The organism is Pedobacter sp. MR2016-19, assembly GCF_014947265.1.
Taxonomy (GTDB): Bacteria; Bacteroidota; Bacteroidia; order Sphingobacteriales; family Sphingobacteriaceae; genus Pedobacter.
Map to the genome: position 1 here is coordinate 283,340 of NZ_JADCNK010000004.1, position 18,829 is coordinate 302,168.

General features: G+C 39.5%; 13 protein-coding genes and 1 tRNA gene. 10 read left to right on the top strand and 4 right to left on the bottom strand.

The window, feature by feature from the left end:
* The first annotated feature begins 138 nt into the window (after positions 1 to 138).
* The 3 genes from IM793_RS08250 (at position 139) to IM793_RS08260 (ending at position 1,787) form a co-directional block, all read left to right on the top strand.
* A complete protein-coding gene (locus IM793_RS08250) occupies positions 139 to 1,047 on the top strand; it encodes an SDR family oxidoreductase (protein WP_193420542.1) in 909 nt (302 codons plus the stop codon).
* A 102-nt stretch (positions 1,048 to 1,149) separates the two neighbouring features.
* On the top strand, positions 1,150 to 1,614 hold the full coding sequence (locus IM793_RS08255; protein ID WP_193420543.1) for a redoxin domain-containing protein: 465 nt from the start codon (positions 1,150 to 1,152) through the stop codon (positions 1,612 to 1,614).
* Positions 1,615 to 1,713: 99 nt separating this feature from the next.
* Positions 1,714 to 1,787 (top strand) — tRNA-Arg (locus tag IM793_RS08260).
* A gap of 416 nt (positions 1,788 to 2,203) precedes the next feature.
* On the opposite strand, the gene IM793_RS08265 is transcribed toward IM793_RS08260, so the two are convergent.
* Positions 2,204 to 2,578 (bottom strand): chorismate mutase, encoded by a 375-nt coding sequence (locus IM793_RS08265; protein ID WP_132400372.1) that lies wholly within the window; start codon positions 2,576 to 2,578, stop codon positions 2,204 to 2,206.
* Between the two features lie 458 nt (positions 2,579 to 3,036).
* On the opposite strand from IM793_RS08265, the gene IM793_RS08270 reads away from it, so the two are divergent.
* The 7 genes from IM793_RS08270 to IM793_RS08300 all read left to right on the top strand — a co-directional run bounded on the left by IM793_RS08270 (position 3,037) and on the right by IM793_RS08300 (position 14,840).
* Entirely contained in the window at positions 3,037 to 3,615 is a 579-nt protein-coding gene (locus IM793_RS08270) for an RNA polymerase sigma factor (protein WP_193420544.1), read from the top strand.
* A gap of 101 nt (positions 3,616 to 3,716) precedes the next feature.
* Positions 3,717 to 4,901, top strand: coding sequence for a FecR family protein (locus tag IM793_RS08275; protein ID WP_193420545.1), 1,185 nt, complete (start codon positions 3,717 to 3,719; stop codon positions 4,899 to 4,901).
* A 260-nt stretch (positions 4,902 to 5,161) separates the two neighbouring features.
* Positions 5,162 to 8,656 carry a SusC/RagA family TonB-linked outer membrane protein gene (locus IM793_RS08280; protein ID WP_193420546.1) on the top strand — a complete coding sequence of 1,165 codons (3,495 nt, stop codon included), beginning with the start codon at positions 5,162 to 5,164 and terminating at the stop codon, positions 8,654 to 8,656.
* A gap of 5 nt (positions 8,657 to 8,661) precedes the next feature.
* Entirely contained in the window at positions 8,662 to 10,035 is a 1,374-nt protein-coding gene (locus tag IM793_RS08285; protein WP_193420547.1) for a RagB/SusD family nutrient uptake outer membrane protein, read from the top strand.
* 12 nt (positions 10,036 to 10,047) lie between these two features.
* The gene (locus IM793_RS08290; protein WP_193420548.1) at positions 10,048 to 12,045 is read left to right on the top strand and encodes a TlpA disulfide reductase family protein; all 1,998 of its coding nucleotides are present in this window, start codon (positions 10,048 to 10,050) and stop codon (positions 12,043 to 12,045) included.
* A gap of 4 nt (positions 12,046 to 12,049) precedes the next feature.
* Complete coding sequence (locus tag IM793_RS08295) at positions 12,050 to 13,681, top strand: S41 family peptidase (RefSeq protein WP_193420549.1); 1,632 nt, start codon at positions 12,050 to 12,052, stop codon at positions 13,679 to 13,681.
* A 10-nt stretch (positions 13,682 to 13,691) separates the two neighbouring features.
* Complete coding sequence (locus tag IM793_RS08300; protein ID WP_193420550.1) at positions 13,692 to 14,840, top strand: AhpC/TSA family protein; 1,149 nt, start codon at positions 13,692 to 13,694, stop codon at positions 14,838 to 14,840.
* Positions 14,841 to 14,969: 129 nt separating this feature from the next.
* Here IM793_RS08300 and IM793_RS08305 read toward each other — a convergent pair whose 3' ends face one another.
* The 3 genes from IM793_RS08305 to IM793_RS08315 all read right to left on the bottom strand — a co-directional run bounded on the left by IM793_RS08305 (position 14,970) and on the right by IM793_RS08315 (position 18,711).
* The gene (locus IM793_RS08305) at positions 14,970 to 16,214 is read right to left on the bottom strand and encodes an arsenic transporter (RefSeq protein ID WP_193420551.1); all 1,245 of its coding nucleotides are present in this window, start codon (positions 16,212 to 16,214) and stop codon (positions 14,970 to 14,972) included.
* Between the two features lie 14 nt (positions 16,215 to 16,228).
* Entirely contained in the window at positions 16,229 to 17,350 is a 1,122-nt protein-coding gene (locus tag IM793_RS08310) for a metallophosphoesterase (protein ID WP_193420552.1), read from the bottom strand.
* 143 nt (positions 17,351 to 17,493) lie between these two features.
* Positions 17,494 to 18,711, bottom strand: coding sequence for an MFS transporter (locus tag IM793_RS08315; RefSeq protein ID WP_193420553.1), 1,218 nt, complete (start codon positions 18,709 to 18,711; stop codon positions 17,494 to 17,496).
* Positions 18,712 to 18,829 lie beyond the last annotated feature (118 nt).

Below are 18,829 nucleotides of genomic sequence, written 5' to 3' on the forward strand. Positions count from 1 at the left end.
CAGTCAATGAATTAAAGCTGTTTATAGGGGCTCCAATTCGGTTGGCAAAGTTAAGTTATTCTTGCTTAATTTTAAATATATATTATAAAATTTTTTAAGATGACTTTAATAGATAATTTAGAGGTCTAAATAGGGGATATGAAAACCATTTTAACAACCGGTAGCAATGGTCTTTTGGGACAGAAAATAACAGAAAAAGTGTTGTTCGAGGGGCGGGTAAATCTGATAGCCACTTCGGTAGGGCTAAACCGTTATCCTGTTAAAGAAGGATATGAGTATGCAGAAATGGATATCTTAAACCCGGAACAAGTAAAAGAGGTTATTGAAAAATATCGTCCTGACGCAGTTATCCACACCGCCGCAATGACGAATGTGGATGCCTGTGAGGCAAATAAGGAGCTTTGCCATCGGTTAAATGTTGATGCAGTTGGAACCATGTTATCTATCTGTGAGAAAAAAAACATCCACTTGATCCATTTGAGTACCGATTTTGTTTTTGATGGAATGGACGGGCCTTATAAAGAGGATGATGCTGTAAATCCAGTCAGTTATTATGGCAAATCGAAAGTGCTGGCTGAAGAACTGATCAAAAAATCAAATGCAAATTGCGCTATTTTAAGAACAATATTAGTATACGGAATCAGCAATGATATGAGCCGGAGTAATATTGTGCTTTGGGCTAAGGGAGCCTTAGAAAAAGCATCACCCATAAATGTGGTGAACGACCAATGGCGCATGCCAACCCTTGCTGAAGATCTGGCCGAGGCCTGCCTGTTGGCTGTTGAACAAGATGCTAAGGGGATTTACCACATATCGGGTAAAGATTACATGAGCATTGCCGATTTAGTGCGGAAAGTTGCCGAATATTGGAAACTGGATCATTCGTTTATTAATGAAATTAGTTCGGCAAGTTTAAACCAAGCCGCTAAACGGCCTGTAAAAACAGGGTTTGTGCTGGATAAGGCCATTAAAGATTTAGGATACAATCCGCATTCTTTTGAAGAAGGATTGTTAATTTTGGAGCAGCAAATGGATAAAGCAAATTAGCTCATTTGTCATTGGTTCATTAGGCTGATGTAACACGAATGAACAAATGTCTAATGAACAACTGAACCAATTAAATATATTTAACCTATAAAAAAAGTACAAATGGCATTACAAGTTGGCGATACCGCCCCTGATTTTAAATTATACAGTTCTGATTTAACAGAGATTTCTCTTTCTGGCTTTAAAGGCAAAAAAGTAATTATTCATTTTTTTCCAATGGCTTTTACCGGAACGTGTACCGAGCAGTTGTGTACCATGCGTGATAATTTCAGTTATTACGAAGGAATAGATGCACAGGTAATTGGCATATCTGTTGATTCTCCTTTCTCTTTGGCTAAATTTAAAGAAGTACAAAGTTACCAGTTTCCATTATTGTCTGATTTTAACAAAGAAGTATCGGCAGCTTATGGTGCTTTTTATGATGAATTTGTCTTCGGATTAAAAGGTGTTTCGAAAAGAGCGGCATTTGTGATCGATGAAGAAGGAAAAATTGCTTATGCTGAAGTTTTAGAAAATGCAAAGGATTTGCCTGATTTCAAAGCAATTAATGATGTATTAGTCGCATAAGGCAAATTTCGCAAAGAATTATTTTAAGATTTTTTTAAAAATTAATTGGAAATTAAAATATCAAGTTATACCTTTGCAGTCCGTTAACGATACGGAAACGCATTTGTAGCTCAATTGGATAGAGCATCTCACTACGGATGAGAAGGTTTGGGGTTCGAATCCCTACAAGTGCACTAAAAGGGAGAATTGAAAAATTCTCCCTTTTTTTTTGTCTTTATTTTGTTGTAAGTGCGTCATTTTTAATCGATTGATGGATTAAAAATCTAGTGTTACAGGTGTTGGATAATGACATTTCATAGTAGAGATTTGAGTCGAACAGATCTATAAACTCTCTTTTTTCCATGGTGTCCGTATACTTAAACGTCTGGAAGAAGCTCCATTCATCGATCCAGAATATTGAATCCTCATTAGAAGTATTTCCAAACCTAAGAACAGCGGTTTCCAAGACATCAATTTTCTCTTTGTAAGCGTTAAACTATCTGCGGTATTGTCTGAATGTAGGATGGATTAACCGGGATTTACTGAGGGATAAACTATGATATACAATAAAATCATTGATTTTTATTGTATATCATGAAGCTGAATGCGTTTATTGTCCGGAATGGCCTGATTTTATTTCCTCTTCTTTTCTTAAGCTTTCTTTATGAATGGCATTGAAAACTTCAGTTACAAAATCCGGCGATAAATCATGCTTTTTACCCGCTGCTATATTTCTATCCAGCACCTGCTGAAAACGTGCGGCCTGTAGGGGTGGGATGTGGTTCTTTGCTTTATAAATCCCTATTTCTTTCACTACAAGTTCGCGCTGCCCCAATAATTCAATGAGTTGCTGATCTAAGGAATCTATTTTCTTTCTATTACTTTCCAATGGGTTCATGGTAGAGGATGGAGAAGTTGATTGTGCAAACAGGCGGTCGCTACCAATGATAAGTAAGGTAACGAGTAAAAATTTTTGAAGTTTCATAACCCATTAACGTCAATTGAAACGTAATTGATATTAAAAGTTTCATTATTATTTATAGAAAGCAGACTATAATAAATTTTTAATATTAAATAAAGAATGGCTTTATAATGATTTAACATTAACGATAATTTACTGTCCTGGGAGATAGTATGTTTGCATAACAGTTCTCCATTACCAATAACTCTAAACAAAATTGATTGCCGTTTCGGATAAATGAGGGTTTCTTTTCAGTATTCTCCATAACATTATTTATTTCCAGATTAAAAAATCCACACTCATCTAATATTAAATATTTCAATGGATAAAGGCGGATACTTAACGTTGAGCATATTGGGCTATTTATTCTGAATAATATTCAATTAAGAAACAAGATTATATCCGAATCATTATCATATTGTTATTGGTGTGCTTTTTACCTATTTCTATTTACAATAAATAAGTTCTATTTTTACTCATCAATGGACCAAGACTATGCCACATATGATGACGACAAGTTACTTTCGCTATTAATAGATCGGGATAACAGGGCTTTTTCAGAAATTTATAACAGATACTGGCCATTATTGTACAAACATGCGCTACGGATGCTCAAAGAAGAAAACGAGAGTGAGGATGTAGTTCAGGAGGTATTTACAAAGTTGTGGCAGAAAGCACCTCAATTGCCGTCCAATACTTCACTTGGTGCCTATCTTTATGTTTCTACCAGAAATGCAATTTTGAATTTTTTTAGTAAAAATCAAGTGCATCATGCTTATTTAACCGATCTTGGTCAATTTTTGGATCAGGCACAGGAAATCACTGATCATCTTATTAGAGAACGCATTTTAACTAAACTAATTGAAGAGGAAATTGAAAAATTACCTCCACGAATGCGTGAGGTTTTCGAGCTAAAACGAAAACAAAATCTTTCCTATAAAGAAATTGCGGGCATTATGGATATTTCTGAGCTTACTGTTAAAACGCAAATGAACAAAGCTATTTCTACATTGCGAACCAAATTTGGTAGTCATTTACCCTCTTTCTTTATCTCATTATAGCGCTGTTTTCAATAAATTAATAAAAAAGTAACTTTTTTTTAATATTGGATACAACATTGCCTTGAGCTAGCTGTCATACTATTATACTACCTGTAATAAACATGAACAAACAAACTATAAGTGGATTTATCAGAGACTATCTTGATAATAAACTTACAGCAAAACAAAATGCCCGGCTTGAAACCTGGTATTTGTTAAAAGCTGAAGAAAATAAATCTGTTGATCCACCACCAATAGAATATGAAAAGTTACAAGCCAAAATCTGGGCCAAAATTCTTTCCGATGTTTCACAAACAGCACCGGAATTGCCTAAGGTTCAAAAGTTAAACCGTTCATATAAAAGAATAATTTCAATAGGAATTGCCGCAAGCATATTATTGATCGCTGGAATAGGTTACCTGATGCTTAAGAATAACATTACCACTCATGATCGGTTTGTTATTGAAAAAAAATATGACCTGCCTGCTGGTACTGATAAGGCAATATTAACTTTATCTGATGGTAGGGTAATTGATTTAAATAAGGATGCTGTTGGCAAAATTGCAACCGAAGCTGGAATTGAAATTACAAAATCCTCAGAGGGAACTTTGGTTTATAAGGCTTTAAATACAAAAGGTAAAAGTGTTGGGTTTAATACCATTACTACACCTATTGGCGGACAATATACTATTATACTGCCTGATGGGTCAAAAGTTTGGTTAAATTCAGGATCATCTTTAAAATATCCGACAACTTTTGCGGCAAGTGGAAGAAATGTAGTCTTAACTGGCGAAGGATATTTTGAAGTTGCGCATATAGAGGGAACTAATGGGAGAGTGCCTTTCTCGGTATCAGTGATTAAAAACAATGCTCAATCAGAAAAGGTGCAGGTGCTGGGAACGCATTTCAATATCAATGCCTATGCGGATGAGCCTTTTATTAAAACTACTTTACTTAAAGGAAGCGTAAGCGTTGCTTTAAATGATAACAAAAATACATTGCTCAAACCAGGTCAACTGGCAAAGCTGAGTAATCAAAGCATACAGGTACAAGAGGCAGATACTGAAATGGCGGTTGCCTGGAAAAATGGAGCGTTTGTATTTAGAGAAGATTTACGCAGCGCTATGAGAAAGGTAGCCCGATGGTATGATGTAGAAATAGTTTATGAAGAAACTGCACCAGAAAATTTAATGCTGGGCGGTTGGATGTCGAGAGGCACAAATATTTCAGAAGTGCTCAACCATATTCAGTTAACAGGAAAAGTACACTTTAAACTTGAAGGAAGGAGGGTAATCGTTTCTAAATAAATTAAAAACGATTCCAAAAAAAACCAGAAGTGCTTGGCGGCACCCCTGGATAATTGGTAGTCGACAATAATTAATCAACTAATAATCGCATAAGGTCCTGATTTCGAAGCCCGGGCCGAATGCAATAACCAAACAAACAAATGTATAAAAATTTTACTTCACTCGGATTGCTTAACCGGCAGTTCCGAAAACTGCTACTCGTTATGCGACTAACTGCTGCGATTCTTCTTTTAACGTTCATGCAAATCAGTGCATCAACAATGGCACAAAAAGTTTCCATTGTTGAAAAAAATGCGCCATTGGAACGCGTGCTGAAAGAGATACGTAAACAGAGTGGTTACGACATTATTTATGACCTCAATATTATTCTGGATGCTAAACCTGTTTCCATCAATGTAAATCAGGTTAGTGTATTCGAGGCTATTCAAAAATCATTAAATAACCAGGCCCTTTCTTTTTCGCTAGATGGTAAAACCATTGTAATTAAAGAAAAAAGTGTAACTGATAAGCTGGTTGATATTATAAAGGCCATTGATGTAAAGGTTTCGGTAAGGGATTCTTCAGGCAGGCCACTCCCGGGAGCCAATGTGTACAACAAAACAATCAATAAGATGTACAGTACCGACAAAAACGGAGACTTAGTGATTAATGATGTCCCTGCCAATGGTTATGTGCTGCAAATTAATTATCTGGGCTTTAAGGGCGAGGAGATTTTCGTTGACCGGAAAACGATTACTTATTATGTTACACTCCGACAGTCTTCAGCTTCGCTGGAAGAAGTGTCAGTGGTTTCAAACGGATATCAGAAAATAAGCAAGGAGCGTGCCGCGGGTGCTTATACAGTTATCACCGGTAAAGAACTGGCAGCTAACCCTGCTGTAAACATTCTGGAGCGCTTGGAAGGTCAGGTAGCGGGAGTAAAGTTCGATATCAAAGGCAATAGTGTTCAGATTCGTGGTGTAAATAATTATTCTGGGAGCAACGGTATTCCACTTATTGTGGTGGACGGATTTCCTTTAATGAATCCAAGTGATGCCGCAACCCTCACTAAACAGGTGGCCGGCAATACCTTTGGCAATTCAGTGATCAGTAACATCAATATGGCTGATATTGAGCAGATTACTTTCCTGAAAGACGCTTCGGCAACTTCTATATGGGGTTCAAGAGCCGCAAATGGCGTAATTGTTATAGAAACTAAGAAAGGAAAAAAGATTGCACCTTCCTTGAATGTCGGTTATATTTTCGGCATTTCAAAAAATCCATCTATTGCCGATTTGCACTGGATGAACAGTGCGCAATATATTGATTTAGAGCAGGAGATGGTGGATAAAGGAATACTTGTAGATCCCGTTGCAACAATCGCAACAGATCCGAGCAATGCGATCTACACACCTAACAATAGTGAAGCAACGGAATGGATGTTCAGGGTTAAACGGGGTACAGCGACTGTTGCACAGCGCGATGCTGCATTAGCTGAAATTGCATCGAGAGATGGAATGAAACAGATTGAAGATAAATTATTGCAAAATGCCGTAAATCACCAGTATAACCTTTCTTATTCAGGCGGTTCTGAAAGCAGTACCTATTACATATCTGGAAATTACACTAAAGATATACCGGTTTTTAAAAGCAATTTTGCTGAAAACGCCTTTGTAAATGCCAATACCTCAACCGATTTTTTTAATAAAAAAGTAACACTGAGGGCATTATTTAATTATCAGTACTCCAGGTCGCAATATAATGCAGCTGCAACAAATGCACTATCAATAAGCACTACAGCATTACGCCCTTATGATTTATTGCAGGATGCAAATGGTAATAGTATCGGCAGAAATATTATCATTACCGATGCTTTTGCAAATCAAATGGTGGGGCAAGGTTATTTACCCTTTACTTACAATACATTAGATGAGTTAAATTATTCAAATTCTATCAATAAAAATAATGTATTGAGAATGAGTGCAGGTTTAAATGGCAAAATTGCGAAATGGTTGAATGCTGATGTTTCCATATCTAATCAGCGGCAGTTTGGTAGCTCTTATACGCTGGATGATGCAAATAGTTATGCAGGCAGACTGCTTACAAATAACTTTACCCCACTTGTTAATGGTCGGGCAGTTCCACCATCTTTTGCGGGTGGACGTTACATTACATATGGAACTACATCATCAGAAACATCTCTAAGAGGTCAGCTGAACTCTGACGTTAATATCGGCGGTAAACACCAGTTCAATGCCATCGCTGGTGCCGAAATCAGGGAAACCAATTCGGATAATACATCTGAAACCAGGTACGGATTTAATGCAGACACACGTACGACCGCAACCGTTAATCCTACGCAAGTATATCCAGATATTTATGGTTATGGCCAGTCTTTAGGTGCTAATTTAAGTAGTCTGATTGCTTACCGTAAGCGGTATTTATCCTATTATGGTAATGCATCATACAGTTATCAGGAAAAATATTTTGTTACAGGTAGTGTGCGGTTTGACGATGCCACATTGCTGGGAGTTGACAGGCGTAAAAGAGCCGTGCCATTTTGGTCGGTTGGTTTGAGGTGGAATGCGAACAAAGAAGAATTTTTACAGAATACAGAATGGCTGAATGCCCTTAGCGTTCGTGCAACTTTAGGAACGGCTGGTGTAGCACCACTGACTGGCACAAATGTGCCTATATTAGCAATAACAGGTACCGATCCACGAACCAACCAGCCAGTAGCCAATATCGATTTACCTGCCAATTCTGATCTGGGTTGGGAAACGACAAAAATGGCCAACCTGGGAATTGATTTTGGATTTTTTAAAGGCAGATTAAATGGAAGCTTTGATGTATATATCAAAAGAACAACAGGGATTTTAGCAAGCTTTGCCTTCAACCCAACTTACGGATGGTCGAGCCTCAATTTCAATAGCGGAACTTTAAGTGGCAGTGGTTATGAGTTTACTTTAAACGGTGAAATTATCAGGGCTGGAAAGTTCAGCTGGAAATCCATATTGAATTTTGGCTATAACACCAATAAGGTTACTGATCAGCGATATGCCAATAACGCCAGTAGTATCGCGGGAACAGCGGCGACAATTGAGGGCATGCCATTAGGGGCTACCTACGTTTATCGTTTTGCAGGGCTTGACAATAAAGGGCAATCTCAGATTTATGACCGCAACAACAACATTATCAGCAATACAACCAACCTCACCAATGCATTTACGAAAGATGATTTAGTTTATGCGGGCAGACGTTATGCGCCTTATACGGCTGGTTTCAATCATAACTTTAGCTACGGCCAGCTAGAGTTGGGCGTGAGGTTTGTAGGTTATTTCGGCCATATTTTCCTGAAAAATGCCGTGACCAATTATCCAACAGATACAGATTTTGCCTATGGCGGCGTTTTAGGCAGACAGGGAGAACTGGCTAATCGTTGGAGGAAACCAGGTGATGAAGCCAATCCTGATGTTATCCCCGGGATAACAGGCGTAAACTTTAATAGCATTAACCGCTACCGTTTTTCAGATGCATTAGTTCGAAATGCCGATAACATCCGTTTACAGCAAATTTCCCTTGCTTACATCGTTCCGCAGCGCTTCTTGCCCCGCAACTTTGTGAAATCTTTGTCGCTATCGGCAAATGTGAGAAACCTGGGAATTGTTTGGCGCGCAAACAAGGATGGTATCGATCCTGAATTTATCAATACGGGAAATTTTGGTAGCGTAACACCTACGCCAAGTTATGTTTTTGGAATTAATGCAACGCTTTAATCAACATGAAAAATAGATATTCAATTATATTGTTTGCCTTAGCAATTACTTTGGCAAGCTGCAGAAAATATGTGGAGATTGATCAGCTTTCAGTCCAGACACTAAAATATACTTCCGATTACAGGAATACCATGAATAATAATGATGTTCTGGAAGGAACTTATTCTTATCCGATTCTGTCAGGGGATGATATAGAAATCACAGATCCAACAAGGCAAAACTTACTTGGAGACATTTTAGGCAATGTATATACCTGGGCGCCAAAATATACCTCCGATAGCCAAAGCGATGCCGATTGGGATAAGCTTTATAAAACAATTTATGTATGTAATCAGGTTCTGGATGGCGTTTTAACATCTCAGAACGGAACGGAAGCGGAAAAGCAGCGGATCTATGCAGAGGCTTTGGTACACAGGGCTTATACTTATCTGGTGCTGGTAAATACGTACGGCAAACAATATAACGCGGCCACCGCATCAACTGATTTAGGGGTTCCGCTTCTTACCACACCAAATTTGTATACGAAACTCAACAGAGCCTCTGTTGCGGATGTTTATAAACAGATATTAGGTGATTTAAGAAAATCAATAAGTCGTTTGCCTTCGGTTGCAGAGTATAATGTACGCCCGGCGAAAGTATCGGGCTATGCCATATTTGCCAAGACCTATTTAAATATGCGCGATTTTAACAATGCAGCTTTATATGCAGATAGCGCCCTGGCCTTGCAAAGCGTCTTACTCGACCTGAAAACTTACGAAAATGCCCCTGGAACCATTCCGGTAAGGTTGTTAAATCCTGAGATCATGTTTTCCAAAATTGCAGGCGTGGCATATGCTGCTACTTCCCTAAGTAGTGATTTACTGACTTCTTTGGGAACAACAGACTTACGTTACAAGCTTTTTACTGATGTTGGGAGTCGGTTTAGGGGCCAGTTTAGCGCTTCTTTTACCGGAAGGGCATCTACCAAATACATGATCAATGAGTTTAACAAGCTCAGTAACGGCCCTACTGTGCCTGAGATGATGCTAATTAAAGCAGAATGTCTGGCCAGGGGCGGAAAAACTGCAGATGCGATGAGTTTGGTCAATAATTTGAGAATTAAGCGCTTTACAACCGCCAATTATGTTCCGTTAACAGCGGCAAGTGCCAGTGATGCACTTCGAATAGTTATTGAAGAGAAAAGAAGAGAGTTTTTTGGAACAGGTATGCGCTGGTTTGACCAGAAGCGTCTGACTCTGGATAACGATTTCGCCGTAACAAAAAATCGCAGTTTCAAGGGAGTTAATTATACTTTACAACCCAACAGCAACCTTTATTTATATCCTATCGGAGACAAATACATTCTTTTGAACCCCGAAATGCAACAAAATCCTAGATAGAAAAATCAATCCATGAAAAAACATTTTTTTAGAAAATGTATGCTACTGCTTTGCCCGTTTTTCGGGCAGCAGTTAGCTGCACAAACGGTAACCTGGCAGCCCGAAATACTAAAACAAAACCAGAAAATCAGCTTTCAATACCAGCCGAAAGGTGGCGATCTCGAATTTAGTGACGGGCCTAAAGCACTCGCGGCAGTATACAGCGGTAGCAAATGGAGTACTGTTCCGGTTCAGTTAGCGAAAAAGAACGACATGTGGACTGGGAGTTATCAGCTTCCGGAAAATGCCGTATTAATTGCTTTAAAATTTTATCAGGGTGATGACCTTCAGAATCCTGAAGCACTTGACATTCAAAATGGCAGAGGTTATTATCATCAGGTTGTGGATACTAAGGGAAAAATAGTTCCGGGTACCTATTTAGCAGAAGCCGGTTTGAAAGCAGGCGCGACCGGCGATTGGACAATGAACAGCTTTGTTAGTCCTTCCAAGGATCAAAAGATGATTGATTCTTTGCTGCAAAAGGAAGAAAAGCTTTCTAAGCGTATCCCAAGAACACTTTTATTCAATTATCTGGATATTAAGCAGCTCACCATGCCCGCTTCTGATTTCAGCGTATTGGCTGATAATCTGTTAAAAAGCGAACTAAAAAATGGGAATCTTAACGAACAGTTTTTAGCACAGGCACAACGCTATTACGAAAAGTTAAAAAATGAAAGTGGTTCAGCAGCAGTGAAATCACTTATTTTTAAAGATTATCCAAAAAGCAGCACGGCCAGGTTTTTAGCCTTCAGAAAGTATACGGAGGGAAAATACGGAAAGGATTTTGAAATAGGTGCTGAAGATTTTCTTAAGGCTTTTCCATATATGGAATGGAAGAAATCACCGGACAGCCAGGAATTTGTTTACTATACAATATACAGAAATTTAGCAACACAATACTTTGAAGACGGGCAAAATGAAAAATTTTTAGGACTCTTTAAGGATATTGATTTTAAAACTGCAAACGAAATCTACCGCTGGAATATAACGCGTAATCAAATGTCCATGTCAGGTAAAGCCGATTATAAATTACTTTATGAGTTGAGCAAAAAGATTATTCCTTACCTGTTGGAACGCCAGCGTGATCAGTCTTATCTAACCGACTTCGGTAGGGATGCGGTAAAAGCACAGGAAAACGCCGATAAGCAAATGGATGATCGTTTATTTACTCATGTTGCGTTAGCCGTCAACCAAAAAGATTTCGCCGCAGCAAAAAACTTTTTTCAGTACCTATCTAAAGAGGGCACTTATGGTAACGCCGATATGAATGCCATGCATCTTCGTGTATTGAGCGAACTGAAAGATGACCAGGCCATTAAACCCTTGCTTGAAAACAGCGTAGCAGCCAATGCGGTTACTCCTGAAATGTTTGCCAAATTAAAGGAAGTATATAAAAGCGAACACCAGGGCCAGGAAAAAGGCTATGAGCAGTATCTTGCTGGTTTAATGCCATCTAACAAGAAAAATGAAATGCGGGCACATGTAATGTCGAACATGGTTAATTATCCGCTCACGCCATTTAGTTTAGAAAATGCCGACGGCAAAATGGTTAATTCTAAAGATTGGGCCGACAAGATTGTGGTGATCGACTTCTGGGCAACCTGGTGCAGACCATGCATTGAAGCTTTCCCTGGGATGCAACTTCTGGTTGACCAGTATGCTAAAGACCCACAAATTGGCATTTATATGATCGGCACGATGCAATCTGGCGATTACAAGGCTAAATCTGTAAACTACGTAAAAAGTCAGGGCTTTCGTTTCAACCTTTTGCATGATGCTATTAGTTCAACAGGAGAGCAAGATCAGGTATTTAAGAGCCTTTTACCACTGTTTAAACAGTCATCTATCCCACGCAAAATCATAGTTAAAAACGGCGTAGTGCGCTACAGCTCAGAAGGATATTCCGGTAGTCCGAGTCAGTTAAGCAATGAATTATCTACCGCGATTGAAATATTAAGAGCAGAGAAATAATAAAATGAAGAGAGCGAAAATATTGTGGAGCATACTTGTGCTATTGATTAGCTATAATGCCCATGCACAAATGAATCCGAAAATAAAATTGCAGGATGCACTTAAACTTATTCAGGATAATTATGTAGATCCCGTAAATGATGAGCAAGTTGTTGATGCGGCTATTAAAGCGATGTTAAGCAGCCTGGATCCGCATTCCAGTTACATCAGCCGCGAAGAGATTGAAGCTATGAATGAGCAGATGGCTGGCAGTTTTGCGGGCATCGGTATCTCATTTGCGATGGTGGCTGATAGTACCTTTATAACGGGTATCAATCCTGATGGGCCGGCAGCAAGGGCAGGTTTGCAGGTAGGCGACCGGATTAGTACGGTTGACGGAGCCTCTATTTTTGGTAAAGGTTTAAGAAACCAGGATGTGATGCGACTGCTGCGGGGCGAAAAAGGGAAGGCTGTTAAGTTAGGCATTATGCGCAAGTTGCAAACCGCACCGCTCGAATTTAATGTAATGAGGGAACAGATCGCTGATCTCTCCATTAATACCAGTTACATGGTCAGCAAAAATGTAGGCTACATTTCGTTAGCTATTTTCAGCCAGTCAACCAGAAGGGAAATGGATGCAGCACTAAAGAAGTTAAAGGCTTTAGGCATGACCAAATTAATTCTTGATTTACAATCTAATGGTGGCGGACTTGTTGAAGCTGCTATTGGCGTAGCTGATGAATTCCTTCCGAAAGAGAAACTGGTTTTCTATTCGGTAACCAACTCCGGTGTAAAAGATAATTATATGACTGGTGGTTTTGGCCAGTTTATGACAGGCGATCTGGTGGTTTTGATTGATGAATCAACGGCTTCGTCAAGCGAAATATTAACAGGCGCTCTACAGGATTGGGATAGGGCAGTGGTCATTGGCAGAAGAAGCTTTGGTAAAGGCATCATGCAAAAAGGCCTTGAACTGAGCGATGGTTCAGTAATCAAACTGACAGCAGCACGTTACTACACACCATCTGGCAGATCGATTCAAAAACCCTATGCTAAAGGTAAAACGGATTACTTTGAAGATTTTAACCGACGCATGGCTTCTGGTGAACTTACAGAAGGAGGACATGTGAACTTTCCGGATTCTTTAAAACATACCACACTCCTGAATAAAAGAACGGTTTATGGTGGGGGCGGGATTATGCCTGATAAGTTCATACCAATTGATACGGCAATTTACAGTGCATGGTTAAATAAATTGATGAACAGCGGGCGGGTAACCCAGTCGGCTTTCAATTATGTACAACAAAACCGAAAAAACTTAACAGACAAATATGCTGACTTTGATGCTTTTGATCATTCCTTTAACATAGATGAGCAAATGATTGATCAGATCATGAACAGCGCGATTAAACAGGGTCTTAAACTACCACCGGTAACGGATAAGGTAGCGAGAAAAACCATTGCTGTAGAATTAAAGGCAGAAATGGCCGATATGCTCTACTTAGGTAAAGGCTACGCACTTCGCGTTCGAAATGCAGCGAGTACCGCTTTTAGTACAGCATTGGATATCCTAAATAACCAAAAGATTTATAATCAATTCCTGGAAGCTAAACCTTCTAAAAATACAACCGCTCCATCCAAAATCACGAAAAAATAATCTATAAACCATGAAAAAAACATTATTGGCAGCAACATTAGTGATTAGTGCTTTTGTTGCCTCTGCACAAACAGGCTATGTGATCAAAGGCCAGATCGGCAAACTGGGCAAACCTGCAAAAGCCTTTCTCTTAACTAAACTGGAAGGGAAGGAAAAACTAGATTCAGTAGAACTGGTTAACGGGGCTTTCACATTTAAAGGTTCAGTTCCTTCACCAATGGAGGCTACGCTTCGCCTGAAACACGACAAATCCATCGATACACCCGGACGACGCATTAAAATTGATGGCATGGCAATCATTCTAGGAAACGAGAATATCACCATTACCGGAAAAGATTCCATTAAAACCGCTACAATCAAAGGTTCTACTTTAACTGATGAAAGCAACAGAGTGGATGCCCTTTTAGCTCCTATTTATGGAAAACTGAAAGGTCTGGAAAAAGAATTTGCTGATCAGCCAGAAGCTAAAAAACAGGATAAAACCTATATCATGGATCTGGAAAAAAGAGCGAAAGTGATAGAGAAAGAGATTTTTGATGCCAAAATTAATTATGTGAAGCAAAATCCGAATAAGTATATGGCCTTGATGGCGCTTAATTCAACCTTAGGTCCGGGTTTCGATGCCATAGAGATGGAAAAAATCTTCGCCAATATTTCTCCTGAACTGAAGTCTTCTTTTTTTGGAAAGCAAGTAGCTGAGCGTATTGCTCACTTTAAAAAAACACAGGAAGGCGTAGACGCGCAGGATTTCTCTCAACCTGATGCAGACGGTAAAATGGTTAAACTTTCTGATTATAAAGGAAAATATGTATTGGTCGACTTTTGGGCATCATGGTGTGCACCATGCCGGAGAGAAAATCCAAATCTTGTTAAGATTTACGAACAATATAAATCAAAAGGATTCGAAATTTTAGGCGTATCAATGGATAAGGCTGCTGATAAAGCAAAATGGCTTAAAGCCATCGCTGATGATAAACTGACCTGGAAACAGGTTGGAGATTTAAAAGGCTGGGAAAACGAGGCGGCGGCTAAATATGATGTTAAAGCTATCCCTATGAATTTTTTAATCGATCCAAAAGGAAAAATTATTGCCAAAGATCTTCGCGGCCCTGTACTGGAAGCGAAAATAAAAGAGATTTATGAAAATAAGTCTAAGTAGTACAAGTTTTTTTAGTTAATGATGACTAATGCAGGTTGATGGATGTCGCCTGCATTTTTTTTATCATTTGTTTCTGGCATATCAATTGAATACAGGGTAGAGTTATTTAATGGCAGGATACCTAACAGATCAAATCCATAAGGATAGTATGGCAACTATCAAGGCTGCAGTCATAATTACACTTCCCAATTTTAAAAATGTCCAGGCATTTACTGCTTGCCCCTCACGTCTTAAAGCCACCAGCCATAGTATAGTAGCCAATGAACCTGTTATGGAGAGGTTGGGGCCGAGGTCTATGCCAATCAGCACCGCGCTTTTAACCATATCTGGTGTATGTGTGCTTTGCAGCACATTTCCTGCTATTAAACCGGCCGGCAAATTATTCATTAAATTGCAGGCTACAGCGGTCACAGTACCACTAAGCCACACAGCTGCCGTCTCAGATCGTGCTATCGCATCATTTAACATTGCACTTAAATGTTGGGTCATCCCGGTTTTATTTAAAGCTTCTACTACTACAAATAAACCTGCTACCAACGGAAGTACTGCCCAGGATATCCCCTTAATAACATTGACCGGGTTTTTTCTTGCTCTGGCCAATACAATTGCGCTGGTGGTAACACCAGTAATTAATGTAGGCAATCCAAGTTGAATATTCCATGCCGAAGCAGCCAGCAAAACAGCAGCAGTTCCACAGATTCCAATTAAAGCTGTTTTACCGCCAGGGCTTAATTCAGGCAAACTAATGTCAGTTCTGATTTTCTGTTTAAAACATTCGCGCTGAGAAAATCGGAGCATAAAATAAGTAACGGTAATGGCGCATATAGAGGGGATAAGGAACAAACTTAGCCAATGCATTAAGGATGGCATGTGTTTGCCATAAATGACCAGATTTGCAGGGTTTGAAATGGGCAGCATAAAAGAAGCTGCATTAGCAATGAAAGCACAGATCAATAAATACGGCAGTGGTTTTTCTACTTTAGCTGCTTTAACTGCAGCGGCCACGGCTGGCGTTAGCACCACAGCTGTGGCATCATTGGAAAGAAATGTAGTTACAATAACACCAACAAGATAGATCAGCAAAAATAACTTTCCTGAAGATCCATTAGCCCTTAAAGTGGCATGGGCAGCCAGCCAATCGAACAGTTTTTCCTCCCGGGCTGTTTCGGCCAGCAACATCATGCCCGTCAGGAATAAATAAACATCTAAACCTTTTTCTACCCCATAAAAGGCATCAGATGGGCTAATCAGCTGGAATAATAATAATAAGGCAGCCCCACTTATGGCGTACACTGCTTCTGTAACTTTAAAAGGCCTGATGATCACACCTGCTATTGCCAGGAAGGAAATGATCCAGATTAGAATGTTATTCATATTTTTTTATAGCGCTAAGATATTGGTTTTCCATTACGGTTAGGGCCTAGTTGTGTACCCATGATCCCGTTTTCCGGCCAGGTGCCAATAGTATTTGCATCGCTGCCATCTTTAATACTTTGGGGCGAAATGTATTTTTCTGTAGCAGGCTGTATGGTCCAGATACCGGGACGGCCTGTAACATCGGTCGCTTTGATGATCAAATTATTCAAAGGTTGTTCTAAAACGCCGACTTTGGCTTTCCATAATCCATCTTTTTCTTCAAAGGTCATATCTTGCCAATCCAATAAACCAGATTTACATACTACAGACGAGATTTTCCGTGAACCCAATACTAAAGCAGAAGCTTCATATTCTCCTTTAACCGTTTGGTTGTCTCTGTTCAATAAACGGTAATCAGCCGGCCAGGTAACCATTACAAATGGAAAAGGTTCTGCCAGTTGTTTAAAACGCCAGCTAACAGCAGATTTATGAACAGTAATGATCGAATAACCAACCGGCCCCTCTTCAATCTGCCCGGTCGATCTGGTCGCGGTGAAAATCGTTTGACCGTTATTGGCGATCTCGTTGTAATGCGTGTGCCCCATATCCACCAGCACTACATCATATTTTTCCAACATCTTATTGATGGATTGCCGCTCATCCGGTGCTTTCAAATCAGCAGGAAAAACATGCATAAACAGAAGAATCTTTTCCCCGCTATCTGTAGCCGCAGCCATTTCTTTTTCCAACCATTCTAATTGTTTAATATCTAATCTAAAATCCGGTCCGCCAGCTCCAAATCCGCAAACATCTATAAACAGGCATCTGTTATCTTTATGTAAAACTGATAGTGGTAGTTTTTGGGTTTGAGGCATTTTATACATATTATCGAGGCTGCCTTGTTCCATATCATGGTCACCTGCCAGTATATAGACCGGTATGCTTAACATTTTAAGGGCAGTAGCGACTAATTTATATTGTTCAGGCAAACCGTTATCGGCATTGTCGCCGGGTAACAGGACAAAATCAAGCTGACCGTTTAGTTCTGTTTCAATTTGAGCTATAATCGACAGCAGATCTATGTAATTCTGTTCTTTGGCTTTAGTAATGTGCAGATCTCCTAAATGAGCGAAGATTAATGGGGCTGAACGCATAAATTTATTTTTTTGTATTCTCGAAGTGTTTTTAAAGATCCTGTAGCATCTTGTTTCTCTTTTGTTATCATGTGATGTGTTTTTTTAACCTTCTATAATGGCGTTCATTTATTACTATGCTATCATATGAGAATTAATATAGATTAGCAAGCATCCTTGATTGTTTTTGCAAATATGATCCACAACAGGATGGAACCGATGGCGAACGCACCAAGGATCATAAAAGTAGTACTATAACCTATTCCCTGAGCTATCCAGCCTCCAATTGCCGGGCTAAATGAAGCACCTAGTCCCTGTACTGTCATCACTGCGCCCTGTCCGATATTTACGCGTCCCGTGCCATTCAATATATGAGCAACCAATCCGGGAACTGCAACACTTTGCAGGCCGGCTCCAATTCCGTCTAAAATTTGTACGGGATAGATTCCTATGTGACTGTGCATATAAGCGGCAAATAAACCACGGATAGGTAACGATAGGAAAGAGATGAATAATACCAACCAGTAGCCTTTTTTATCTGCCATCTTCATGGCTAATAATGAGGTGCCGATCATGACCAGTTGCGCGATAATAATAGTCATAGCCACAAACATGGAAGCATTACCCTGGCCATTAGCGGCAGCGGCAAGGCCATAAAGTGGTAGCATAGCGCCGTTCCCCAAATGAAAAAATGCCAATGCACCTGCAAGTACTAATAATGATTTACACTGAAATAATACTTTAAATCCACTTGCTTTCTCATTTTTATCCCCCTCTTTCATGCCTCTTGCCACATGATCGTCAATGGATTTAGCCGGAATCAATAACACTGAAATAATGGATAGTACGCCAAAAAAAGCAGCTAAAATAAATATTGCCGTTATGCCGAATTTATAACCCAGATAACCAGAAAGCGCAGAACCTACCACATTGCCTGCATGATTAAATGCCTGGTTATAACCGTTTTGTTTGTTAAACCCTTTTTGCTTCACTATGCCCAGCGTGATTCCGATTATAGCCGGACCAATAGCCGATCCGGCAATAGCTGTTGCCACCTGCGAAATACTAACCAGCCAAAACTCCTGGGTAAATAAGATTATAGCCGATGCCAATATGGTGAAGATCGCTGATATAACCACATAAAACCGCTTCCTTTTGGTGGCATCGATTAATGCACCAGCCGGAATGGTCATAATCATTCCGGCAACTCCGCCTATGGTCATGACTGAACCAATCAGTCCGCTTTTCCAGCCATGTGCTAAAAGGAATATTCCTAAAAATGGCCCGATTCCAGCCTGGAGATCAGCCATGAAAAAATTAAGAGATTGTAATGGCCAGATTACCCTCTTATCTGTTACACCTGTTGCTACTTGTTTGCTCATATAATTTCCTTAACATCTTGAGCATTATTATGTTTAAACCCTTAATAGGAATAATTTATGTTAATTAATTGTAAATCAGTTTTTTGTGCTCTTTTTTGATGGGATTAATTTTTCTTCA